Annotated in this window: 24 protein-coding genes; 13 read left to right on the top strand and 11 right to left on the bottom strand. The window is 70.0% G+C overall.

Translation table 11 applies throughout. From position 1 onward, the window contains the following. Nucleotides 1-58 precede the first annotated feature (58 nt). The 3 genes from BJQ94_RS18845 (at nt 59) to BJQ94_RS18835 (ending at nt 5,274) form a co-directional block, all read left to right on the top strand. Entirely contained in the window at nt 59-1,366 is a 1,308-nt protein-coding gene (locus tag BJQ94_RS18845; protein ID WP_265398125.1) for an ammonium transporter, read from the top strand. Nucleotides 1,367-1,511: 145 nt separating this feature from the next. After that, nucleotides 1,512-3,791 (top strand): MMPL family transporter, encoded by a 2,280-nt coding sequence (locus BJQ94_RS18840; protein ID WP_265398126.1) that lies wholly within the window; start codon nt 1,512-1,514, stop codon nt 3,789-3,791. 145 nt (nt 3,792-3,936) lie between these two features. Further along, nucleotides 3,937-5,274, top strand: coding sequence for an MFS transporter (locus tag BJQ94_RS18835; protein WP_265398127.1), 1,338 nt, complete (start codon nt 3,937-3,939; stop codon nt 5,272-5,274). Between the two features lie 111 nt (nt 5,275-5,385). On the opposite strand, the gene BJQ94_RS18830 is transcribed toward BJQ94_RS18835, so the two are convergent. Continuing rightward, complete coding sequence (locus tag BJQ94_RS18830) at nt 5,386-6,147, bottom strand: DeoR/GlpR family DNA-binding transcription regulator (protein ID WP_265398128.1); 762 nt, start codon at nt 6,145-6,147, stop codon at nt 5,386-5,388. A 55-nt stretch (nt 6,148-6,202) separates the two neighbouring features. Between BJQ94_RS18830 and BJQ94_RS18825 the strand changes: the two genes are divergently transcribed. From BJQ94_RS18825 to BJQ94_RS18810, 4 genes are all read left to right on the top strand, one after another. Next, the gene (locus BJQ94_RS18825; RefSeq protein WP_265398129.1) at nt 6,203-6,595 is read left to right on the top strand and encodes a DUF4406 domain-containing protein; all 393 of its coding nucleotides are present in this window, start codon (nt 6,203-6,205) and stop codon (nt 6,593-6,595) included. Further along, nucleotides 6,592-7,290, top strand: coding sequence for an NUDIX domain-containing protein (locus BJQ94_RS18820; RefSeq protein ID WP_265398130.1), 699 nt, complete (start codon nt 6,592-6,594; stop codon nt 7,288-7,290). Before BJQ94_RS18825 ends, BJQ94_RS18820 begins: the two co-directional genes overlap by 4 nt. Before the next feature lie 100 nt (nt 7,291-7,390). Further along, complete coding sequence (locus BJQ94_RS18815; protein WP_265398131.1) at nt 7,391-8,287, top strand: helix-turn-helix transcriptional regulator; 897 nt, start codon at nt 7,391-7,393, stop codon at nt 8,285-8,287. 34 nt (nt 8,288-8,321) lie between these two features. Then, nucleotides 8,322-9,317, top strand: a complete 996-nt coding sequence (locus BJQ94_RS18810) for an aldo/keto reductase (RefSeq protein WP_265398132.1) — start codon at nt 8,322-8,324, stop codon at nt 9,315-9,317. Here BJQ94_RS18810 and BJQ94_RS18805 read toward each other — a convergent pair. The 5 genes from BJQ94_RS18805 to BJQ94_RS18785 form a co-directional block, all read right to left on the bottom strand. Next, nucleotides 9,281-9,982, bottom strand: a complete 702-nt coding sequence (locus BJQ94_RS18805) for a DUF2306 domain-containing protein (protein ID WP_265398133.1) — start codon at nt 9,980-9,982, stop codon at nt 9,281-9,283. The genes BJQ94_RS18810 and BJQ94_RS18805 overlap by 37 nt on opposite strands. Next, entirely contained in the window at nt 9,979-10,263 is a 285-nt protein-coding gene (locus BJQ94_RS18800) for a hypothetical protein (RefSeq protein ID WP_265398134.1), read from the bottom strand. Before BJQ94_RS18800 ends, BJQ94_RS18805 begins: the two co-directional genes overlap by 4 nt. Then, nucleotides 10,244-10,933, bottom strand: coding sequence for a hypothetical protein (locus BJQ94_RS18795; protein ID WP_265398135.1), 690 nt, complete (start codon nt 10,931-10,933; stop codon nt 10,244-10,246). The genes BJQ94_RS18800 and BJQ94_RS18795 overlap by 20 nt, the downstream gene beginning before the upstream one ends. Nucleotides 10,934-11,086: 153 nt before the next feature. Beyond that, entirely contained in the window at nt 11,087-13,816 is a 2,730-nt protein-coding gene (locus tag BJQ94_RS18790) for a LuxR C-terminal-related transcriptional regulator (protein ID WP_265398136.1), read from the bottom strand. Between the two features lie 3 nt (nt 13,817-13,819). After that, on the bottom strand, nt 13,820-14,413 hold the full coding sequence (locus BJQ94_RS18785) for an XRE family transcriptional regulator (RefSeq protein ID WP_265398137.1): 594 nt from the start codon (nt 14,411-14,413) through the stop codon (nt 13,820-13,822). Nucleotides 14,414-14,557: 144 nt separating this feature from the next. Here BJQ94_RS18785 and BJQ94_RS18780 point away from each other — a divergent pair, with 144 nt between their 5' ends. Further along, nucleotides 14,558-14,806, top strand: coding sequence for a hypothetical protein (locus tag BJQ94_RS18780; protein WP_265398138.1), 249 nt, complete (start codon nt 14,558-14,560; stop codon nt 14,804-14,806). A gap of 12 nt (nt 14,807-14,818) precedes the next feature. On the opposite strand, the gene BJQ94_RS18775 is transcribed toward BJQ94_RS18780, so the two are convergent. Then, on the bottom strand, nt 14,819-15,352 hold the full coding sequence (locus BJQ94_RS18775) for a hypothetical protein (protein ID WP_265398139.1): 534 nt from the start codon (nt 15,350-15,352) through the stop codon (nt 14,819-14,821). A 42-nt stretch (nt 15,353-15,394) separates the two neighbouring features. Next, nucleotides 15,395-15,883 carry an SRPBCC domain-containing protein gene (locus BJQ94_RS18770; protein WP_265398140.1) on the bottom strand — a complete coding sequence of 163 codons (489 nt, stop codon included), beginning with the start codon at nt 15,881-15,883 and terminating at the stop codon, nt 15,395-15,397. A 378-nt stretch (nt 15,884-16,261) separates the two neighbouring features. Here BJQ94_RS18770 and BJQ94_RS18765 point away from each other — a divergent pair, with 378 nt between their 5' ends. From BJQ94_RS18765 to BJQ94_RS18755, 3 genes are all read left to right on the top strand, one after another. After that, a complete protein-coding gene (locus tag BJQ94_RS18765) occupies nt 16,262-17,182 on the top strand; it encodes a hypothetical protein (RefSeq protein ID WP_265398141.1) in 921 nt (306 codons plus the stop codon). Nucleotides 17,183-17,228: 46 nt separating this feature from the next. Beyond that, nucleotides 17,229-17,609 carry a hypothetical protein gene (locus BJQ94_RS18760; RefSeq protein ID WP_265398142.1) on the top strand — a complete coding sequence of 127 codons (381 nt, stop codon included), beginning with the start codon at nt 17,229-17,231 and terminating at the stop codon, nt 17,607-17,609. 69 nt (nt 17,610-17,678) lie between these two features. Continuing rightward, nucleotides 17,679-17,996, top strand: coding sequence for an ATP-dependent DNA ligase (locus BJQ94_RS18755; protein ID WP_265398143.1), 318 nt, complete (start codon nt 17,679-17,681; stop codon nt 17,994-17,996). A 14-nt stretch (nt 17,997-18,010) separates the two neighbouring features. Here the strand turns inward: BJQ94_RS18755 and BJQ94_RS18750 are convergent, their stop codons facing one another. The 3 genes from BJQ94_RS18750 to BJQ94_RS18740 all read right to left on the bottom strand — a co-directional run bounded on the left by BJQ94_RS18750 (nt 18,011) and on the right by BJQ94_RS18740 (nt 20,403). Beyond that, nucleotides 18,011-18,826: an MBL fold metallo-hydrolase gene (locus BJQ94_RS18750; RefSeq protein ID WP_265398144.1), complete on the bottom strand. Its 816-nt coding sequence runs from the start codon at nt 18,824-18,826 to the stop codon at nt 18,011-18,013. A 68-nt stretch (nt 18,827-18,894) separates the two neighbouring features. After that, nucleotides 18,895-19,587 (bottom strand): DUF4386 domain-containing protein, encoded by a 693-nt coding sequence (locus tag BJQ94_RS18745; protein WP_265398145.1) that lies wholly within the window; start codon nt 19,585-19,587, stop codon nt 18,895-18,897. Nucleotides 19,588-19,830: 243 nt separating this feature from the next. Further along, nucleotides 19,831-20,403 carry a TetR/AcrR family transcriptional regulator gene (locus BJQ94_RS18740; RefSeq protein ID WP_265398146.1) on the bottom strand — a complete coding sequence of 191 codons (573 nt, stop codon included), beginning with the start codon at nt 20,401-20,403 and terminating at the stop codon, nt 19,831-19,833. A gap of 48 nt (nt 20,404-20,451) precedes the next feature. Between BJQ94_RS18740 and BJQ94_RS18735 the strand changes: the two genes are divergently transcribed. After that, on the top strand, nt 20,452-22,161 hold the full coding sequence (locus BJQ94_RS18735; RefSeq protein WP_265398147.1) for an FAD-binding protein: 1,710 nt from the start codon (nt 20,452-20,454) through the stop codon (nt 22,159-22,161). Next, complete coding sequence (locus BJQ94_RS18730; protein WP_265398148.1) at nt 22,158-23,222, top strand: SDR family NAD(P)-dependent oxidoreductase; 1,065 nt, start codon at nt 22,158-22,160, stop codon at nt 23,220-23,222. The genes BJQ94_RS18735 and BJQ94_RS18730 overlap by 4 nt, the downstream gene beginning before the upstream one ends. The last annotated feature ends 17 nt before the right edge of the window (nt 23,223-23,239 follow it).

Genomic DNA, 23,239 nt, shown 5'->3' with positions numbered 1-23,239 from the left:
TCCGGCCTGAACGGATGCGGCGGCGCAGGTTCCTTCCCCTGACACGGAGGCGGTCGATATGTTCGAGGTATCAGCGCTGGCGGATGCGACATCCGACCTGAACACCAACCTCAGCTCGCTCTGGCTGCTTGTCGCCGCGGCGTTGGTGCTGCTGATGACGCCCGGTGTCGCCTTCTTCTACGGCGGCATGGTGAAGGCCAAGAGCGTCATCAGCATGATGATGATGAGCTTCGGTTCGATGGGCCTGATCGGGGTCCTGTGGATCGTCTACGGCTACTCCCTCTCCTTCGGGTCCGGTGACGACTGGCTGATCCCGCACTACCTGCTCAACCCCACCTGGAACCCGTTCCTGCAACAGTTCCTCGGCATCGACTCGTCGGGTGCGATGGCCTCGTCGAATGTCGCCGACACGAACGCCCTCGCCTTCGCGGGCTTCCAGGCGACCTTCGCCATCATCACCGTCGCGCTGATCTCCGGGGCGATCGCCGACCGGGCCAAGTACGGGCCGTGGCTGGTGTTCGCCGGCCTGTGGGTCACGCTGGTGTACTTCCCCGTAGCGAGCTGGGTGTTCAACTTCACCGTCGGCGCCGATGGGCAGATGACGGACGGCGGCTGGTCGGTGTACCTGCTGGGTGTGAACGACTTCGCCGGCGGAACCGCCGTGCACATCAACGCCGGCGCGGCGGGCCTGGCCCTGGCCCTGGTGCTCGGCAAACGAGTGGGATTCAAGAAGGGCATGGCCAAGCCGCACAACGTGCCGCTGACCCTGCTCGGCGCCGCGCTGCTCTGGTTCGGCTGGTTCGGCTTCAACGCCGGCTCGGCGGCGGCGGTGAACACCACCTCGGCGATCGCCTGGGTCAACACCCTCGTCGCCCCCGCGGCGGGCATCCTGGGCTGGCTTGTCGTCGAACGCCTCCGCGACGGCAAACCCACCGCCATCGGGGCGGCGTCCGGCGCGGTCGCCGGGCTCGTGGCCATCACCCCCGGCTGTAACATCCTCACGCCGGGCTGGGCGATCGTGCTCGGGCTGCTCGCCGGTGCGGTGTGCGCCCTGGCCATCGAGCTCAAGTTCAAGCTCGGATTCGACGACTCGCTCGACGTCGTCGGCATCCACCTCGTCGGCGGGCTGCTCGGCACCCTCTACATCGGGATCTTCGGTGCCGGCATCGGACTCATCGACACCGGGTCGTGGAACCAGCTCGGCGCGCAGGCGATCGGTGCGGTCGTGGTGATGGTCTACTCGTTCGTGCTCGCGTACCTGATCGGATTCGTGATCGAGAAGACCGTGGGCTTCCGGGTGAAGAACGACGACGAGATCGCCGGCGTCGACACCGTGGTTCACGGCGAGGAAGGGTACGCGCTGTAGCCAGTGCGCTGTAGGCCGACGCGACCGGCGAGACGGGAGTAGTTTGGCCGCGAACGACAGGGAGATCGGGCGCGACCGGCCGCGGACAGGTGCCCGTCCACGACCAGAGGACTGACCCGCGATGTTGCGAAGACTGGGCGTGAGTGTGGCCCGCCACCGACTCATCTCCCTGCTCTGCTGGGCCGTCGCGCTCGCCGCCTGCCTGGCCACGGCCCTGTTCGGCGCCACCGGGGACAGCCTGTTCGATCGGCTCTCCAGTGCGGGACCAGCGGTGCAGGGCGAGGCGCAGACCGCCGGCGACCTGATCGACGGGCCCGCGAGCGAGCAGACCGAATCGCTGTCCCTGCTGGTGCACCCCACCGACCTCGCCTCGCCCGACCTGGCGGCGATTCTCGAATCCGCCACCCTCCGGCTCGAGAAGGTGGACGGCGTCACCCAGGTGCTCAACCCGCTGACCATCCCGCCACTGCCCGACGGCACCCCCAACCCGGCGGCCGCACCGCTGCTCTCCGCCGACGGGGAGGGGATGCTCCTCACCGTGCTGATGAAAACCACCGACGGCGCGGTCAGCGACCCGCTGCTCCGGTACGTGCAGCGCATCCTCCAGGTGGCGGCCGACGACATCGGCCAACTCGACCCCGGCGCGCACGTCGAGGTGGGCGGGGCGCCCCTGATCGTCGACTCCCTCGTCGCCGTCGCCGAATCCGACCTGCAGAAGGGGGAACTGATCGCCCTGCCGATCGCGCTGCTGGTGATGCTGATCATCTTCGGCGGCTTCCTCGCGGCCGGCATCCCGCTGGTGGGCGCCATCGCGTCGATCATCGGCGCGCTCGGGATGCTCTACGCCTTCACCTTCGTGATGGACATCGGCATCACCGTGATGAACGTGATCACCGTGATCGGGCTGGGTCTTTCGATCGACTACGGCCTGCTCATGGTCAGCCGGTTCAGGGAGGAGTTCCGGGCGCGGGTGGGCGGCGGCGGCCCCGGCGCCCCGCCGGGCCCGCACGGGGAGTCATTCGCGAACCTGCCGCCGCTGGAAACGGGGGAGCTGGCCACTCTGGCGCACCACCGGCACAGCCGCCACGAACTGATGCTCCAGGCCGTGGGCAGCACGGTGAACACGGCCGGCCGCACCGTGCTGTTCTCGGGGTTGACCTTTGCGATCGCCACGGCGGGCCTGCTCGTGTTCGAGCCGTCGATCATCCGGGCCATCGCCATCGGCGCGATCTGCGTCGTGCTCATCGCCATCCTCACCGCCCTCGTGCTGGTGCCGGCGCTGCTCGGCTATCTCGGCGAACGGCTGGTGCAGCCTGGCCTGCTCACTCGCATCCCCGTCGTCGGCCGGTGGCTCACCCGGTTCGGCGACATCGCGCCCGACGAGGGCGTCTTCTCCAAGCTGGCCCGGTTCGTGCAGCGGGCGCCGGTGCTCGTTGCGCTCGCCGGCACTGCCGTGCTGCTGCTGCTGAGCAGCCCCGTGCTGTCGATGACGGTGGCCAACAGCGCCGACGACGCCATCCCGCGCTCATCCAGCCAGTACGACTTCCTCACGACGCTCAACGAAGAGTTCCCCCTGGCCACCGCGCCCCGGGTGCTGCTCGTGTCGAGCACCGACCAGGCCGCGGCGGCCGCGTGGGCCGACGACGTCGCCGCCCTGCCCGGGGTGACGGATGTAGCGCCGCCGGTCGACCAGAACGGCTACTGGGTGTCCAGGGTCACCGTCGACACCCACCAGGGCACCGACGTGGTGCGCGAAATCCGCGCCGACAGGCCGGACTTCGACAACTGGGTCGGCGGCGCCGACGCGCAGGCTATTGACTACCTCGACTCGCTGGCTGCGGGAGTCCCCTGGGCGGTGCTGATCATCGCCCTGGCCACCTTTGTGCTGCTGTTCTTGATGACCGGATCGGTGATCATCCCCCTCACGGCTCTGGTGATCAGCGCCATCTCGTTGGGCGCGGCGGCCGGCGTGCTGGTCTGGGGGTTCCAGGAGGGCAACCTTTCCGGCCTGCTCAATTTCGACCCCGACACCATCTCCGGCGTCGACGCTCTCGTGCTCACCCTCGTGCTCACCTTCGGGTTCGGCCTGGCGATGGACTACGAGATGTTCCTCCTCGCCCGTATCAAAGAGCACCACGACCGCGGTGAGAGCACCAGGAAGGCCATCGAAACCGGCCTTCAGAGCTCCGGCCGCATCATCACCTCGGCGGCACTGATCATCGTGCTGGTGTTCGCGGGCTTCGCCACCGGCGAGCTGATGCAGATGAAACAGATCGGCACCGCCCTAGCGGTGGCGGTGCTGCTGGATGCGACGCTGGTGCGAATCGTGCTCGTGCCCGCGGTGATGACCGCGCTCGAGCGCATCCTCTGGTGGGCCCCACGCTGGACGGCGCCCATCCACGCACGCTTCGGCCTGAGCGAATAGCCGCCCCGGCCCGGCAAGCCGCAACTGTTGCCGAATCGGACATGTGCACCCGGTGCGCCGGGCGCAATTGTCCGCACGAGCAACAGTTGTCCTGGGATGGGCGGGCGCGGCGGGCCTGGCCCGACCCGCGTGGTTGACTGGCGGCATGGCTAATCGGGGGAAAGCGGCACAGGGGCGTGCCCCGGGCGGCGCCGGCCCGTTCGCCTTCGCCCCCTTCCGCTGGCTGCTCACCGCCCGCACCATCGCCGTCCTCGGCAACGCCGCCGCCCCGATCGCCCTGGCCTTCGCGGTGCTGGACCTCACCGGATCCGCCGTGGACCTCGGCCTGGTCGTGGCCAGCCGGTCCATCGCCAACGTGGCCGTGCTGCTGTTCGGCGGGGTCATCGCCGACCGCCTGCCCAAGCACCTGCTGCTGGTCGGCACCTCCCTCGCCGCGGCCGGCACCCAGGCCGTCGTGGCCGCCCTCGTGTTGTCCGGATCCGCCACCATCCCGCTGCTCGTGATCCTCAGCATCGTCAACGGCGCCGTGGCCGCCGTCAGCTTTCCGGCCTCGGCGGCCATCGTGCCGCAAACCGTGCCCGTGGCGCAGTTGCGGCCGGCGAACGCCCTGCTCCGGCTGAGCCTCAACGGTGGCGCGATCGTGGGCGCCAGCCTCGGCGCCCTGCTCATCGCCGCGGTCGGGCCTGGCTGGGGGCTCGCGCTCAACGCCGCATCCTTCGCGCTCGCCGGTCTCTTCTTCGCCTTCGTGCGCACGCCCGTCGCCGTGCCCGCCGCCGCCGCGCCGCCGCCCACCAGCATGTTGCGGGAGCTGCGCGAAGGCTGGCAGGAGTTCGCCAGCCGCACCTGGGTGTGGGTGGTGGTGGCCCAGTTCGCCCTGGTGAACGCCGCCTTCGTGGGCGCGATCGCGGTGCTCGGCCCGCTCGTGGCCGACGACACCTTCGGCCGCGCCAGCTGGGGCCTGATCATCGCCGCCGAGACCGTGGGCCTCGCCCTCGGCGGGCTGCTCGCCCTGCGCTGGCGCCCCCGGCATGCGCTGGGCATCGGGGTGGGCCTGGTGATCGTCACCGCCCTGCCCATCGTGGGCCTGGCCCTGCTGCCGCTCGTCGAAGTGCCGATCGTTCCGGTGCTGGTCATCGCCTTCCTCGTCGGCGGCGTCGCGATCGAGCAGTTCGGGGTGGCCTGGGACCAGTCGCTGCAGCAGAACATCCCCCAGGACAAACTCGCCAGGGTCTACTCCTACGACGCCGTCGGCTCGTTCATCGCCATCCCGCTGGGGGAGATCCTCGTGGGTCCGCTCGCCCACGTCTACGGCACCACGCCCGTGCTGCTCGGCTGCGCCGCCGTGATCGTGGTCGCCAGCCTCGCGGCCCTGTCGACCCGCAGCGTGCGCCGGCTCACCGTCGGCGTGCCCGACGCATCCGCGGCACCCGCGGCACCCGCGGCACCCGCGGCACTCGCAGACCCGGCGCCCACCCAGCCCTAACTGTTCCCGTTCCGGACATTTGCGCCCGGCGCACCGGGCGCAAATGTCCGATTCGGCAACAGTTGCGGCGGATGTGCGGGGCTGGCCGCGCGCGCATCCGCCCGGTTCTGGTCAGTCGCGGGCGGTGAGGATGGTGATGCCGCGGTCCCGCAGCTCGGCCACGGTGGGGTCGTCGGCCGCCGTGTCGGTCACGATGCCCGCGATGTCGCCGAACGGCAGCACCCGGTAGGGCGAGGCCACCCCGATCTTCTCGGCACTGGCCAGCACGACGGTGTCGGCCGCCCGGCCCGCGAGGGCCCGTTTCATCGCGGCCTCCTCCACGTCCCCGGTGGTGAGGCCGGCCGTGGCGTGCACGCCCGTGACGCCCAGCAGGAACAGGTCGGCCGAGATCGCCTGGGCGGCCTCGACCGCCGCGGCGCCACAGGTCACCGCGGAGTGTCGGAACAGCCGCCCGCCGAGCAGGAACACGTCGATGCTCTCATGCGGCAGCAGCGCCGCGGCGATGGTGGGGCTGTGCGTGATCACGGTGCAGGCCAGGTCCAGGGGCAGGGCGCGCACCACGGCGAGAGTCGTGGTGCCGCCGTCGAGGATCACCGTGCTGCCCGGCTCGATCAGCCGCGCGGCGCGGGCGGCGACCCGGTCTTTGCTGGCCGGTTGCACGAGAGTGCGGTCCGCGTACTGCGCGAGCGCCGGCGACACAGGCAGGGCCCCGCCGTAGACACGCTGGCAGAGTCCGGCGGCGGCGAGTTCGCGGAGGTCCCGGCGCACGCTGTCGTCGGAGAGGCCCAGCTCGGCGGCGATGTCCTTGGCCACGATCTTGCCGTCCCTGCTGAGCCGTTCGAGCAGGAGAACCTGACGTTCCGCAGCCAACATTCCATGTTCCTTCCGGTTAGTGCATGTTTCTGCACGTTGTATTACTCTATCGGACATGACCGCTTCCCTGATGATCCTGATCGCCGGCCCCTACCGCTCGGGCACCGGCGACGACCCGGTGCTCCTCCGCCGCAACCTTGACCGGCTCGAAGAGGCCGCCTGGCCGCTCTTCCGGGCCGGGCACCTGCCCATGATCGGCGAGTGGGTGGCGTTGCCGGTGCTCGCCAGCGCCGGTGTGACGGATGTGGCCCATCCGCTGGCCGCCGACGTGATGTATCCCACCGCCGAGCGCCTGCTCGAGAGGTGCGACGGTGTGCTGCGGCTGCCCGGCGACTCGCACGGCGCCGACCAGGATGTGGCCATCGCCAGGCGTCGGGGCATCCCGGTGTACACGAGCCTGGCCGAGGTGCCAGGGGTCGCCGCCGCCGCCGCTCAGGCCAAGCAGTGAGCGCGCCCGAGCCCGGCCAGTCCAGTGCCGGCCAGTCCAGTGCCGGCATCCCCGGTGTCGACCTGCCGGACGGCCGCGGCCGCACCGGCTTGCACCGCACGGGCGCCGGCCTGAACGGCAATCCGTCCGTGTCGGTCGAGCGGGTGGAGGTGACCAGCGACGGCTGGCACGTGCTGCGCCGCACCACCTTCGGCTACCGGCGCCGCGACGGCCGGGTGGTCACCCAGCAGCGCGAGACCTACGACCGCGGCAACGGCGCCACCATCCTGCTTTACGACCCCGCGCGGCGCACCGTGCTGCTCACCCGCCAGTTCCGCTACCCCGCCTATGTCAACGGCCACGCCGACGGCATGCTCATCGAGACCGCCGCCGGCCTGCTCGACGACGACGCCCCCGATGTGGCGATCCGCCGCGAGGCCGCCGAAGAACTCGGCGTGGCCGTCGGCGAGCTGCAGCACGTGTTCGACCTCTACATGAGCCCGGGCTCGGTCACGGAACGGGTGCACTTCTATGCGGCCCGTTACTCTCCGGCCGACCGGGTCGACGCGGGCGGCGGCGTGGCCGAGGAGGGTGAGGACATCGAGGTGCTCGAGATCCCCCTCGACGACGCGCTGGCCATGGTGGCCGATGGCCGCATCGTCGATGGCAAGACCGTCATCCTGCTGCAGTGGGCGGAGTCGGCCGGCCTGCTCTAGACGGTCGTCGCAACACCGTTTCGAGGCGCACGGGTGCTCCGCCCACAGGTGTACTGACGGAGCACCCCAGAGCACCGGCGGGGCTCGTAGAGTCGAAAGCATGAGCACGCAGAGTCAGAACGAGGTGCGGGACTTCCTCACCAGCCGCCGTGCCCGAGTACGCCCGGAACAGGTCGACCTGCCCGGCGGCCCGAACCGGCGCGTACCCGGGTTGCGCCGCGGCGAGGTGGCGATGCTCGCCAACGTGAGCATCGAGTACTACGCCAAACTCGAACGCGGCAATCTCACCGGTGTCTCGGCGACCGTGCTCGACTCCATCGCCCACGCGCTCCTGCTAGACGACGCCGAACGGGACCACTTGCTGGATCTCGCCCGTGCGGCGAACGAATCGCCGGCCACGCAACAACGTCGATCCAGCCGCGCTGCGAACGTGCGCCCTGCCCTCCAATTCATCCTCGACTCCTACACCGGCGGCCCCGCCTTCGTGCGGAACGGCCGTCTCGACATCCTCGGTGCCAACGCACTCGGGCGCGCCCTGTACGTGGACCTGTTCCGGGTGCAGCCGCACCCGGCGAACCTGGCCAGGTTCGCCTTCCTCGACCGCCCGCACGCCGAACTGTTCTATCCGAACTGGAAGGTCGCGGCAGAGCAGTCGGTGGCCATCCTGCGCACCGAGGCCGGCCGGGACCCGCACAACACAGACCTGCACGACCTCATCGGCGAACTCTCGACCCTGAGCGAGGATTTCCGCAGCATGTGGGGCGCGCACAACGTTCGCAGACATGCCGCGGGGCGCAAGTACTTCCACCACCCCATCGTCGGAGACCTGGACCTCGTCTTCGAAGGCGCCGAATTGGTTGCTGACCCTGGACTGAGTCTGCTGCTCTACAGCGCTGAACCCGGCACGTCTAGCGAGACCAGTCTCAAGCTCCTCGCCTCCTGGGCGGCCACGCACCGGCTGGATGCATCGGCGGTCGCCGGGCACGCCGGCACCTGACCCGCATCCAGCCCCCACTCACAAAAGGAATCGCATGAAGACTCGCACTCTCGGACCGAACGCCCTCGAGGTCTCGGCCATCGGCCTGGGCTGCATGACCATGACGGGCGGGTACAGCGGCCGCCCCGATCGCGCCGGCATGATCGATTTGCTGCATTCGGCCGTCGAGCTCGGGGTCACCCTCTTCGACACCGCGGAGATCTACGGCCCGCACCTCAACGAGGAACTTGTCGGCGAGGCCCTCGCCGGCCTGCGCGACACCGTCACCATCGCCACGAAGTTCGCCGCGCACATCGACCCGGTCACTGGCCAGGCCACCGGGCGGATGCTCCGTCCCGACGAAGTCGCGGGCGCCGTCGACGGCTCCCTGCGACGCCTGGGTCTCGACTCGATCGACCTCTACTACCAACACCGCGTCAACCCCGACTACCCGATCGAGGAGTTCGCGGGCGCCGTGCGCGACCTCATCGAGGCCGGCAAGGTCAAGGCCTACGGAATGTCGGAGGCGTCAGCGGCGACGATCCGCCGTGCGCACGCGGTTCAGCCCGTCACCGCCGTGCAGAGCGAATACTCACTCTGGTGGCGGCGCCCCGAAGAAGGCGTGCTGGATGCCTGCCGCGAACTCGGCATCGGATTTGTGCCCTTCAGCCCGCTCGGCAAGGGTTTTCTCACCGGAACCATCACCGCGTCGACGGCATTCGACCAGGGGAACGACCTGCGTGCCAGCATCCCGCGCTTCGGCACGGAGGCGCTCGAGCAGAACATCACCCTGGTGGACGGCGTCAGGGCCATCGCCGCGGCCAAGGGCGCGACACCCGGCCAGGTCGCCCTGGCCTGGCTGCTCTCCCGCGAGCCGTGGATCGTGCCCATCCCGGGAACCACGAAGCTGCACCGGCTGGAAGAGAATCTCGCGGCCGCCGACATCGAACTCAGCACAGACGAGGCCGATCGCCTCGCCGCCCTGTCCGATTCGGTCGAGATCCACGGCGGCCGCTATCCCGACTTCCTGGAGGTCCAGACCAACCTCTGACCGGCGCGCCGTCGGATGACGAATTCGGCCACGGCGAGGTTGAGCAGCCAGGCGGCGCCCATCAGGAGGGCCCGGGAGAGCTGGTCGGTGGGCCCGAAGACGATGGCCCCGGGGATCAGCAGCAGCGCCTGGGTACCGGCGGCCACCCCGATCGCGTAGGCGCGCGTCATCCACCGGCCGTGCCCGATGAAGTCTCGGCGCGAGATCGAGCGGATGCCCAGGCCGATGCCGGCCACCATCGCGCCGCCGAAGACCAGGCGGAACACCGACACGAGGAGGCCGTCACCCGGCGGATGCGGGTAGAACAGCACCATCCAGATTCCGGAGAGCGCCGCCAGCAGCCCGGCCGGGATGAGAACGCGGCCCGCGATGCGGTGCCAGGCCCCGCGTCCGCGACGCAGGGCCGGCAGGAACTGGAACGCCCCGAGCAGGCTGAAGACGGTGGCGCTGACGATGTGCGTGAGTACCGGGACCGGCGAGTCGAGGAACCGCGCGTTCTCGGCGGTGCCGACGGCGCCACCGGTGAGCTCGGTGAGTCGCGCGGCCCCGGCGAGGATCGGGATGACGCTGAGCAGGATGAGACCGGCCGGCACCCACCACCGTGATCGTGGGCGGGTGCGGAGCGTGGCGGGGCCGGGTGTGCGGGTGGCCTGGATGTGGTTCATCGGGAATCCTGCTCCTCAGGGTGTGGGCGGTCTGGGTTCACTGGCAGGTCTGGGTTCAGTGACGGATCGGGGTTGATCGAGATGAGGGTGAGGCCGAGGTCGCCGATCCGGCGCAGCAGGCCGTGCAGCGCGGCCTGGTCGATGACCCGGCCGGTCAGGGTGGTGCTGCCATCGCTCTCGGCAGTGAGCTGGAAGCCCTCGAACCAGTCGCTCCACCCCGCGTCCAGCTGTCCCTGGAGGCGGATGGCGTAGCGGTCGGGCTCAGCGAGTGCGCGAGGCATTGGTCACGCTTCGTTCGGCGGGCTCGGTGAGTCCTGTCGCCGTCGAGCGACGGGCCGACCAGAGTGAGTAGCCGAGCCAGATCAGCGCCAGGCCCATCGGGATGGCGGCCAGGCGTTCAACGGTGTGCGGCAGCAGCCCGGCCACGGGCGTCAGCACGGCGGCGACGATGAGCAGGATGCCCGCTCCGCGCGACAGCACCCGGCCGCGCAGGATGGCGATGCCGAAGATGAGCGCGCCGACGATGTACAGGGCGCTGCCCACCGGCACCACCAGGGCGAGCGGGCCGAGGTCGGTCTGGCTGGCGTAGCGGCCGAACAGCCCGACGAAGTCCTCGGCGAACTGCGGCGCGACATCCGCGATCAGCGGTGCGATGAGGGCCTCGGCGAAGTTGAACGCCGACTGCAGGATGAAGAAGAAGCTGAACATCAGGTAGCCGATCAGGCCGAGGAGCCCGAGTTGCCGCACCTGGCTGAGGTACAGGCCCGCCAACCCGATCAGGGCGAGCACGGCCATGCTCAGGCTGAGGAGGTGCACGACCACCCACATCGGCGTGGTGATCGACGCGACCACGTCGCTGGGGTGGATGAACTGGATGACGATGTAGATCAGCCCGGCCAGCGCGGCGGAGACGCCGGCGGCGCGGGTGAGGGTGGACGTGGTGATGCTCATGGTGGCTCTCCTTGATTCGGGGACGCCCCGGCGGAATCCGGGGACGACTGTGAATCTAGGGAGAGACGTGGTGACCGGGCATCATCCGGCGTGGTGATTGAGGTGGTGATTGTGCGGGTGCCCGGTGCGTGCCCAGGTCAGAGCAAGCCCGGATCAGAGCAAGCCCAGCGTTTCGGCCCGGCGCACGGCCGCCTGGCGGCTGGTGACCTCGAGCTTGCCGAAGATGTGCCGGGTGTGGGTGCGCAGGGTGTTCAGCGAGATGTACAGCTCGCGGGCGATGTCCGGGCCGCTCAGCTCGCTGGCCAGCAGCCGCAACACGTGCAGCTCCCGGTCGCTCAACGGCTCGCTCAACGGCTCGGTCGGCTGATCGGTCGGCTGGCCGGTCGCGGCGGATCCCGCGGCCGCGCTCAGTCGCCGGACTGCGGCCGGGGCGATTCCCGCGGCGGCCGCGGCAGACAGCAGCGCCGTCAGCGCGGGGCCCTCGTCCAGGAACAGCCGGCAGTAGCCCTCCGGCTCGGCCTGGCCGAGGGAGCGTTCCAGAGATCGGAGGGCCACGGCGGTGTCGCCTTGCGCCGCGTGCGCGAGCGCCTGAAGCAGCAGGATCTCGGTCGCGCTGCCGGTCCGCTGCCCCGATTCCGCGGCCTGGAGCAGCCGATCCAACAGGGTCAGGGCATCGCGGATGCTGCCAGCGCGTGGATCGACAGCGTGCCGGGCGATCAGCAGCCGGGCCAGGGTCAGGTGCTCGTACTCGCGCAGATAGCTCGGCTCATCCGTGCTGGCAAGACCAGCGTCGGCCGCCCAGGCGGCGGCCTCGGCCAGCCGGCCCTGGGTGATCCACAGCCGCGCCGCCACCGCCCCGATCGGGCGCACCTCCGGGAAGAACCCCCTGCGGTAAACCCCCTCCGCTGTGCGGAGCAGGTCGAGGGCGGCATCGAGGTCTCCCTCCGCCCGGCGGATGCGGGCCAGCGCCACGAAATAGCGGTACCGGTTCTCGTGCGAGTGCGCCCGCTCGCCCAACGACTCGCTCGCGGCGAGGTGGGTCAGAGCGCCGGGGAGGTCGTTCTGCTCGATCAGCACCTCGCTGAGCCCGACGTGCAGGTCGCCGGTGGACTGCGGTGGCGGGTCGCCCTGCTCGGCGGCGAGCCGCAGAGCGTCCTCGTAGGCCCGGCGGGCGTCCCGCAGCCGGCCCTGCGGCAGCAGCATGTCGGCCGTCGGGATCGTTGTGCCGAGCGCATCCGCCACATTGCCGGCCAGCCGCAGGCTGGTTCTGACCTCGCCGAACGCCCGCACCCCGGCTTGGAGATCGCCGGTGGCCCACGAGGCGAGCCCGAGGAAGCCGGCCGCCGCGCCGCGGCCCAGATGATCGCCAGGACCGGTGAGCGCCAGGGCGCGCTGGGCCTGTTCGATCATGCCGCCCAGGTCGCCGCGGGCCTGCGCCACGGCCGCCCGGTACACGGCGATCGTCACGGGCAGGGTGCGCAGCTCCTCGCTGAGCGCCGAGTCGTGGGCGGGGTCGTTATAGGCGGGGCTGTCGTTGCCGGTCGTCGCGGCGAGGGCGCCCTCAGCGCCGACCAGCCTGGCCTCCGCGGTGTCCACATCGCCCGCGATGAGCGCCGACCACGCCCAGTACACGCCGAGAATCGGTCGGCGCCGGATGACCTCTGCCGGCAGCAGGGCCAGCCAGTGCAGCAGGGTGGCGTCCTGCCGGCTCTGCCGAACGGCGGGAATGGTGAGTTCGATCAGCCGCGCCGCCCGCTCGACATCGGCGGCGGCCAGCGCATGCGTGACGGCGTCCTCCACCAGGCCGTGCTGTTCGTGCCACTCGCTGGCCCGGGTGTGCAACCTGGCCGGCTCGAGGGAGCCGTCGGCGGCCAGGCGGGCTCGGAGCACGTCGGCGAACAGGTGGTGGTAGCGGTACCACTGGCGCCGGTCGTCCAGCGGCACGACGAAGAGGTTGTCCCGGTCGAGCGCCGCCAGAACCTCGGTGCCCCCGGTGAGCCCGGTGACGGCGTCGCAGAGCTCGCCGCTGAGCCGGTCGAGGACGGCCGTCTGCAGCAGGAAGGCACGGATCGGATCGGGTTGGCGCTGCAGGACCTCCTCGACGAGGTAGTCGATCACGAAACGGTTGCTCCCGGTGAAGCCCGCGATGAACCCGGAGACGTCGGTGCTGTCCCGCAACGACAGGGCTGCCAGCTGCAGGCCGGCGATCCAGCCCTCGGTGCGCGTCTCGAGCGCCGCGACATCCGCGGCGGAGAGGTTCAACCGCATCCGCTCGGTGAGGAACCCGGCCGCTTCGGCCGGGGTGAACCGCAGCTCGGCCGCTCGCAGCTCGGTGAGTTCGCCGCCGGCGCGCAGCCGGGCCACGGGGAGCAGCGGATCCGAGCGGCTGGCCACGGCCACGTGCAGGGTCGACGGCAGGTGGTCGAGCAGGAAGGCCAGGGCGTCACGCACGGGTGCGGCTTCGATGAGCTGCACGTCGTCGAGCACCAGCAGGAGCGGGTGCGGGCTCTGCGCGATGTCGTTGATGAGGGCGGTGAGGGTCGACTCCACCGACCCCGGCGGGCCGCTCAGGGCATCCGGGCCGATGGGGGCATCCGCCTGCTGCAGTGCGGCGACCAGGTAGCTGAGAAAACGGGCGGGGTCGTTGTCGCCCTCGTCGAGCGATATCCAGGCGACCCTCAGCTGGGGATCCCGCTGCCGGGCATCGGCGATCCACTCGCCCAGGAGGGTGGTCTTGCCGAACCCGGCCGGGGCCGAGATCAGGGTCAGCTTGCGTCCAGAGCCGAGCCCCTCCCGCAGTGTCTCGACCAGGCGCGGCCGGGCCACGGCGTTCGGGCGCAGCCGGGGAACGAACAGCTTGGTGGCCAGGACCTGCATCGCCATCGATCAGCTCTCGGTCGCCGGCGTGGAGCGGGCGCGCAGGTGGATGCGCTCACCCTGTTTGCCGAACATGCTCAGGATCTCCACCGAATCGGCGCCGGTGGAGCCGAACCAGTGCGGATTGCGGGTGTCGAACTCCGCCGCCTCGCCGGTGCCGAGCACCACATCGTGTTCGCCGAGGATCAGGCGCAGGCGGCCGGAGAGCACGTAGATCCACTCGTAGCCGGTGTGGCTGCGCGGGGCCGGTTCCCGGTCGGTGGCGGGGATGACGATCTTGAACGCCTGGGGCTCGCCCTGATGCTGCGACAGCGGCGTGAGGGTGCGGCCGTCGGACCTGGTCGATTTTTGCGGCACCCGCGGGTCCTGCACGCGGGGCGGGCTGACGATCTCCTCGAACGGCACGGCCAGCGCCGCCACGATGGGCAGCAGGAGTTCGAGGTTGGGCTTTCTCTGCCCGGACTCGAGCCGGGACAGGGTGCTCTTGGAGATGCCGGTGGCCGTGGCGAGTTCCGACAGGGTCACGCTCTTCTTCTCGCGCGCGCGCCGCAGGCGTGGAGCGATCTGGCTCAGCTCGTCGGCGATCCTCGGTGTGCTGCTCATGCCCTCAGCTAAGCAGCGTGTCCCACTTTTGGCAACAATAGTTTCACCGATCGGTCCGGGGGGCACATCGTAGGGAGGACCCGGCCGGATCCCCAGCCGGAGTGACGAGAACAGCCCTAGAAACAGCCTCAGAAAGGACCATCCATGTCCCTCCCTCAACCGCCCCGCGCCAGTGTAGGACCGCCGTCGGTGCACGTGCGTGCCGTGATCACCTGGATCGCCATCTTCCCGCTGGTGACGCTCGGATTCTTCGCGATCGCCCCGTTCGCCGGCGACTGGAATCCGGTGCTCCGGGCCTTCGTGCTCTCGGTTGTGGTCGTGCCCGTGGCCGTGTACCTCGTCGTGCCCCAGCTGATGCGCGGCTATGGCGCCATCCGCGGCCGGCGCCGCTAGATCTGGTGCGGCTCAGTCCGGTTGGCCGGCTGCATGCCGGCCGTGCGTGGCCGCCTCGGCCTCGGCGAGCTCGGTGAGCCTGTCGAGGCCCTTCGGCCACATCTCCGCGAACATGTCAGCTTCCTCCTCGTCCACGTCCAGGTCGATAGTGAGGGTCGTGACCCCGCGCGACTCGCTGAAGGTGTAGTTCTCGTGGGTGCCGATGAATTTCTTGGCGTAGTCGCTCTCGGTGTCCACGTCACCGTTCAGGATCAAACCGGTGTACTCGATCGACACGAACTCGTGCGGGCGGTGCTCGGCGATCACGCCAACCAGGCCGCCCATGCCGTCGCCGTCGCTGCCTCCGTCGCTGCCGCTGTCAGTGCCGTCGTCGTCGTCGCTGTCGCCGAGGAACCGGATCTCGCTGCCCTGCAGCCAGGACCCCTCGAAGTATGAGCCGGGGCTGAAGGCGCTGGTCCATTCCCGGTAGGTGGCATCGTCGAGCATGGTCTCCCAGACGATGTCAGCGGGGGCAATGATCTCCTGTGAAAAATGCAGGGTTTTCATGCCGGGAGCCTAGCGCCGCACCGGCGGCGAGGACAGGGCGTCTCAGGTGTGAGCAGGGCCAGGTTCAGCGGCGGCGGCCTCGGCCAGTTCCTTGAGCTTGGCCAGGCCCCTCGGCCACAGTTCGCCGAAGAGTTCGGCGTAGGTGTCCGCCGTGTCCACGTCGATGGTCACCGTCGTCGCTCCGTCGGCCTCGAGGAAGGAGTACGCCTCCCTCGCCCCGATCAGTTGCCGAGCCTCGCGGCTGGTGGTGTCGTCAATGTCGTTCACGATCTGGCCCTGGTATTCGATCAGCACGAACTCGTACGGGCGGTGTTCGGTAATCACGCCGAACATCCCGGTCAATCCGTTCATGCCGCCGTCGGGATTGCTGCCGAGGAACCGGATCTCGCTGCCGGGCAGCCAGGCGCCCTCGAAATACGAATCCGGGTTGAACACGCTCGTCCACTGCCGATAGGTGTTGTGGTCGAACATGGTCTTCCAGACCACTTCAGCTGGCGCATTCACGCGAATTGAGAAATGCTGGGTCTCCATGCCGCGAGTGTAGCTCCGGCGGTGCTGCCCTCCTAGCGCCCGCCCGGGCCTGATTATCGATAATTCGAAGATGTCTTCGCCGCGCGCCCTGTGGATAACCCTGTGCACAGCGTGTGGAAACCGCCGGGATCACTGGCCGGACCCTGTGGATTGTGCTGTGGAAACGTTGGGGAGAGAGCTGTGCACTTCGCCCGGAAAACGGCGGCGCGTCGATGGTTGAGATGATGCCTTCCGTGCTACGAGTCTCGAATGCGGCTTCTCCCGTTGCGGTGGCCGGCCCCCTAGTCACGAAACGGCGCCCACACGGTCTAGCCTGATCTTCAGCGGACCCAACGGCCGCGGAGGGCGCGCACCGCTGCGCGCCACGAGAGGCAGCCAGTGAACGCGACGGATGTGACCAGGTCGGCAGAGTTCGACGCCTTCGGCCCGTGGGTGGACCAGGTGCGCGACGCCACCGAGGTTCCCGGCCTCTACCGGGACTACCCGGTGGATTTTGCCGCCAGCCGGCTCGTGCTCAAGGTGCCCCGCAACATCAGCCGCCGCGACGCGCTGCCCACCATGGACCTCTACGACCACCTGCTCATCGCAGGGCCCGAGGCTCTCGTTGTGCTCAGCCGTGCGCAGGACCGGTACACCGAGAAGTCCCTCTACTACGGCGACATCGTCGCGGTCACCGACACCGTCGACCTCGTCGACGGGCGTCTGCGCATCCTGGCCCGCACGGGTGAGACCCTCACCGTGCCGTACAACGGGTCGTCGCAGGAGGTCATCACCCGCCTCGCCGACCTGCTCGGCGAGCTGTCGCGACCGGCACCGGCGCCCACGGGAGCCGTGTCCCTGCCCGACACGGCTGCCGTCCCCGCCCTTGACCTGCTCGACCTGGGCAAACACGACGTGGGCCTGGTCACCTCGTACTTCGACCTGATGCGCCACGAGCCCGACGCGACGCTGCTCGCCGCCACCGGGCGTTCCGGCCTCGCCCCTCGCGGCGGTCTGCTCACCCGGGCCGTGCACGCCCTCTACCCGATGACCCTGCACGGAGCGGTGCTCTGCAGCACCGGCCACGAGCTGCACGTTCTGGGCCGCAAGGCCTGGCTCGTGCGCGGCAACGCCCCCGATTTGTCCCGGTCGCACACGACGATTCCGTTGGCTGGCATCGAGCAGATCACCGCGGCGCCGCATCCGAAATATCTCGGTGCCACCGTGGTCACCCTGCATCTGGGCGCGGCCCGCTTCGAGATCCTGCTGCCAGAGGCCTCGGCCGCCGAGCGCGCACTCGTGGCGGCTCCGGCGGCGTGACCCGTGGTCATTCCCAAGAGTCCTCAGGGCGGTTATCGTCAGTGGTATGAAGCTCATCACGTACGCGGGCGGCACCATCCTCACCGGCGACGACGTCGCCGAGGCGCTGCTCGACTACGTCACCACGCACTCGAGTGGTGAGGAGAGCGTGGCCGTCGACATTCGGGTGCGCGAACCCGACGGCACTACCCGCACGCATACGCTTGTGCTCGGCCCGGCCACCGAGCTCGATGTGGCGGATGTCGCGGAGGAGACCCTGGCCGGAGAGATCGCGCTCTTCCCGCTGCCGGTCTTCCCGCCCTCCCGCATCCTGGCGGTGGAGGACCCGTCAGACGAGTCCGAGGCCGAAGCCGAATTCCACGCCGCCGACTTCAACCGGGCCGTCGAGGGGATCGAGGAGGGCGCCGGGCGGGACTACGACTCGTAGTCAGCGTGGCCGCCCCGGCCTACACTGCCCGGTGAGAGACAAGCGATTCACCCACAAGCGAGGAATGCGATGGGCAAGTTCATCTACGGGTCGCCAGCGATCTCCGTGGACATCGACGACCGCACGCTGGCGCACCTCAAGGTCGTCATCGTGGCCAAGTTGCGTCGCGGCGAGAGTTTCGCGTTTTCCTGGGAGAAGTCCAAGGACTCGGGCAGCGGGCACAGTTCCATCTGGTTGAACCCCGCCGTCCCCCTCGATTTCGAGTTCTCCGGCAAACGGGAGCCCACACTGAATCGCACCTGGATCGACGAACTCGTGCAGGTGGCGAACACGCCGGCGGGGTTGCGCATCCTGCCCGAGCCGCCGGAGCAGCCGCGGCCCGTCTGAGCAGTGCCGGCCACTCAGGTGAGGTGGTCGAAGTCGCCGCGCACCCAGTCCCAGTGCCGGTCGGCCGAGCGGCGCACAACGGCGCGGGCATCCGCTGGGATGACGTTGTCGAAGTTGCCGTACAGCCTGTCGAAGTCGAACCTCTCGAGGGTGCGGGCGATGCGCTCCACCACCGGGCCAGACAACGGCAGCCGGTTGGGATAGCTGCGCATGAAGCTCACCGTGGTGCGGTCGGGGTTGGCGAAGACGGTATCGCCGCTGAGCAGCACGCCCCGCCCGGAGGCGCCGGCGGCCCAGTGGATCACGCTGCTGCCGGGAAAATGCCCGCCCACCTGCACCAGGGTCACACCGGGCAGCAGACGCACCTCGGTCGACCAGGGGGCGATCGCCGGGTCGGGTCGGGCCACCCAGGCCAGGTCGGCCTCGGCCACCAGCACCGGCGGGTGCCCGAGCGCCCGGCTCCACTCCACCTGCACGCCGAACATGTGCGGATGGCTGGCCACGATCGCGCGCACCGGACCGTGCTCGAGCACCCGGCTGGCGATGGCGTTGTCAACGAAGCCGATGGGATCCCAGAGCACGGTTCCGGTGGGGGTGCAGAGCAGCTTGGCCTGCTGCCCGATGCCCACCGCGGGGGTGCTCTGGATGCCGAACAGGTCGGGTTCGAGCTCGGTGAGGTCGGCCTGGTAACCGGCCTCGTGCAGATCGTCGAGCGAGGTCCAGGCCTGGCCGGCGGCGGGCACCCACTGGCGTTCGTCGGCGCAGCTGGCGCAGACGCCGGTCTTGTCGGCGTGCTCGACGCCACAGGTGGCACAGATCCAGAGGCTCACGGTCGGCTCCTTCCGGTCTCGCCGCCAGTATGCCCCGCTTGCCACCCGCCGAGTTGCCCACCTGCCGGTCAGAGCAGCAGGAAGACGCCCGTCGCCACCAGCCAGAGCGACCAGACCACATAGGCCACCGGGGTGAGCCTGGCCACGAGCGCCCAGCCCGTGCGCTCGAACGAGCCCACGAATTCGAGCGAGCACAGGGCGAGCACGGCTCCGGCCGCGATCCCCACCCCACCGAGCCAGTCCGGCAGCAGGTCGGCCTGAGTGATGGCGGCACCGACGAGAATGCTCCACGCTCCGGTGAACAGCAGGCCGAGGTGCTCGCCGACCGCAACGCCCAGGTAGCGGTTGAACGCCTGGAAGACGACGTCGACGGCCTCCTTGCGCGCGGGCGTCGCATCCGGCTCGGCGCTCACCCGGGCCAGGTAGGGCACCAGGAACGGCCAGCGGATGAGGCCCAGGAACTGCACCACCCCGGCCACCACACCCACGATCGACCCGAGCGACAGCAGGGTGGCGTCGGCACCGACCAGCGCGCTGGGCAGGATGCCGGCGAGCGGCACGAGGAGCACCGCGGTGAGGGCGAAGGCCCACCAGAGCAGAATCAGCCGGGTGCCGCCGCGGCGGAAACGGTCGAGCACCTCCGCGGTGGGCCGGCGCAGCACATCGGGGTATTCGAACGAGAGCGCGAGGCCGGCGAAGGCGGCGTTGAACGCGAGCGGCAGCACGATGAGCAAAACGGCGGATGCGATGATGTCGGTCATGGCGGCACCTCCACTGGTGTGGAGCGTATGCAGGCGGCCCGTCGACGGCAAGCCCCTGCTCGGATTGGCGACTGTTCCGATTGGCGACTGTTCCGGCCGCGACTTGCCGCAAAACGCCCCTTTGGGGGCGCTCAAGGGGAGCTTTGCCCGAACTCGGGGAGGGGGTCTTCCGCGACTTGCCGCAAAACGCCCCTTCGGGAGCGCTGAAGGGGAGCTTTGCCCGAACTCGGGGAGGGATTTCGTTCAGTGCGGGGTGAACGCCGCGTGGAAGAGGCCCCAGGCGCGCCGGGCCACGTCCGGGCGGTCGGCGGCCTCGCTGCGGGCGAGCACCCCGGCGAGCATCGACACCGCCAGGATCACATCCGCTGTGCTCACGTGCTGGCCGATCCGGCCGGCCTGCTGCTCGCGCGCGAGCAGCCGCGCCACCACCACATTGAGCCGGTCGGCCAGGTGCACGGCGCGGGGATCGCGGGCGTTGGCCATCACGAGGTCGATGAGCGCCGTGGAGACGAGCGCCTGCTCGATCACCCGGTCGAGCAGGTCGTCGAGGGTGCTCTCCGGCTTGTCCACGAAGACCTCGATCTCCGCGATGTTCTCGTCGAAGATGGCGATCGCCAGCGCGGTGCGATCGGGAAAGTGCCGGTAGAGGCTGCCCTGGCCCACGCCGGCCCGCCGGGCGATGGCGCTCAGCGGTGCCGAGAACCCGTCGGTGGCGAAGACCTCCCGCGCGGCGGTGAGCAGCGCCCGCCGGTTCTCGGGGCCGGCACTCGGTCCGCGATTCCCTCTGGCGAGATTCCCTTTGTTTTGTGTGGTCACCGAGGTAGGTTACATCCGGACAGTGTTGTCCGGATCGAGGAGGAAGTCATGACCGCCCAGTGGGATCGCGAAGTTGACGTACTTGTAGCAGGCTCGGGGGCCGCGGGATTGACCGCCGCCATCACCGCCGCGGATGTGGGCCTCACCGCCCTCGTCGTTGAAAGCACAGGCCGTTGGGGCGGCACCACCATGCTCAGCGGCGGCGGCCTGTGGATGCCGACCAACCCGCTCATGACCAAGCTCGGCATCCAGGACTCCCGCACCGACGCGCTCACGTACATGGCGGCGGCGATCGGCGACGCCGGCCCGGCCAGCTCCACCGAGCGCCGAGAGGCCTTCGTCGACGCCGTGCCGCGGGTGTTCGCCCTTCTCGAGGGTCTTGGCGTGCGCTGGTGCGCGGCCAAGGACTACCCGGACTACTACCCCGACCGGCCCGGAGGGCGGGTGGGCCGCGGCATCGAGGTGCAGCCCTTCGACGCCAAGCGCCTGGGCGACTGGGTGAAGTCCTCCCGGGCCAACGAGGGCATCCCCGCGCCGCTCAAGACCGACGATGTCTGGCTGCTCGCCCGCGCCTGGTCGACGCCGAGCGGCTTCGTGCGTGGCGCCCGGTTCGTCTTCCGCACCCTCGGTGGCCTGGTCACCGGCAAACGCCTCTACGGGCTCGGCGCCGCCCTGGTGATGACGCTCATGGAGATCGTGCGCCGGCAGGGCACCGAGGTGCTGCTCAACTCCCCGGTCAGCGAGCTGGTGCTCGAGGACGGCCGGGTGGTGGGCGCGATCATCACCACCGAGACCGGACCGGTGCGCATCCGGGCCAGGGCGGGCGTGATCCTCGGCGCCGGAGGGTTTGCGCAGAACCAGGAGTGGCGCCAGAAATACCACGGCATGCCGGGCAACAGCTCGGCGGCCGCGGGCGATCAGGGCACGGCCATCGACGTGGGCGTGCGGGCCGGGGGCGCGCTCGCCATGATGGACGACGCCTGGTGGGGGTCCGCGGTGCCGATGGCGGACGGAACGGCCCAGTTCATGCTCGCCGAGCGGTCGATGCCGTTCGGCATCATCGTGGATCAGGCCGGCAACCGGTACACCAACGAGTCCGAGAGCTACATCGACTTCGGCCACGACATGATCGAGCACCACCGGCAGGCGCCGACGATCCCGTCCTGGCTCATCGTGGATGTGCGGCACCGCCGCCGCTACCTGTTCTCGCCGCTGCTGATGGGCGGCAAGGCCCTGCGCGCGAACGGCACCGTCGTCACCGCGGCCACCCTGGACGAGCTCGCAGGCCGGCTGGACATCGACCCGGCCGCACTGCGCGCCACGGTCACACGGTTCAACGGCTTCACCCGCACCGGCGTCGACCTCGACTTCGGCCGCGGCCGCACGGTCTACGACAACTACTACGGCGACCCCGGCGTGAAGCCCAACCCCAACCTCGGTCCGCTCGAGAAGGGTCCGTTCACCGCCGTCAAGGTGGTGCCGGGTGACCTCGGCACCAAGGGCGGCCTGCTCACCGACGAGCACGGCCAGGTGCTCACCGAGGCCGGCACCCCGATTCCGGGTCTCTACGCCGCCGGCAACACCACGGCATCCGTGATGGGGCACACCTACCCGGGCCCCGGCTCCACCATCGCCCCCGCCGTGGTGTTCGGCTATCTCGCCGCGCTGCACGCGGCCTCGACTTCCGCCTCCGCAACCCCCTCGGAGACGGTCATCCCCAGAGCAGTCATCCCCACAGAAAAGGACCTCCTCGCATGACACAGACCACCCTCACCGGCGACTCCTCGGTCGGCACCTGGCTCGACGACCCCACCGGCGGCCCGATTCTGCGCGACCTGCTCGCCCAGGCCGGCCAGAGCGCCGACGCGCTCAGGCCCGTGCGCAGGCTCGCGCTCAAGCGCCTGGTCAAGCTCAGCAAGGGCCAGTTCCCACCCGAGCTGATCGACGACCTCGTGCGCCGCGCCGCGGCCGGCGACGTTCCGGTGTCTTCCGGCACGACGGATGCGCCGCCCGCCGTCGCCCCGGCCGCCGCCGGTCCCGCCCCGGTCGAGCGCCCCGAGTGGGTGGAGCGTCTCGACACCGGCCGGTTCACCGGCCAGACCGTGATCGTCACCGGAGCGGGCTCCGGCATCGGCCGGGCCACCGCCTCCAGGGTCGCTCGCGAGGGCGGCCGGGTGATTGCCGTGGACATCTCTCAGGAGCGCCTGGACGACTTCGTGGCCGAACTGGCCGGCGCCGACATCGTGCCGGTGGTGGCGAACATCACCGACGACACCGCCGTGGCCGCGATCCTCGCCGCGGCCGGCGACCAGATCGACGCCCTGGCCAATGTCGCCGGCATCATGGACGACATGACGCCGGTGCACGAGGTGACCGACGCCGTCTGGAAGCGGGTGTTCGCGATCAACGTGGACGGCACCATGAAGCTCATGCGCGCCGTCGTGCCGGGCATGCTCGCCCGGCAGTCCGGCTCGATCGTCAACGTGGCCTCGGAGGCGGCGCTCCGTGGCTCCGCCGCCGGGGTGGCCTACACGGCGTCCAAGCACGCTGTCGTGGGGCTCACCAAGAGCAGCGCCTACATGTACGGGCCCAGCGGCATCCGGGTAAACGCTGTGGCCCCCGGCCCCACCATCACCAACATCGAAGCCACCTTCGCCTCCCAGCTCGGCGCCGAGCGGGTGCGCGCCGGCATGGCGCTGCTGCCCGACGCGGTCGAGGCGGATGCGCTCGCCGCGTCGATCACGTTCCTGCTCAGCGACGACGGTGTGAACGTGAACGGCCAGGTGCTCGCCAGCGACGGCGGCTGGTCGGTCGCCTAGCCACACCGGTTCGCCAG

The sequence above is a fragment of the Cryobacterium sp. SO2 genome (assembly GCF_026151165.2).
Taxonomy (GTDB): domain Bacteria; phylum Actinomycetota; class Actinomycetes; order Actinomycetales; family Microbacteriaceae; genus Cryobacterium.
Note: the sequence above shows the minus strand (reverse complement) of the source record. Positions and strands in the feature narration are given on the sequence as shown.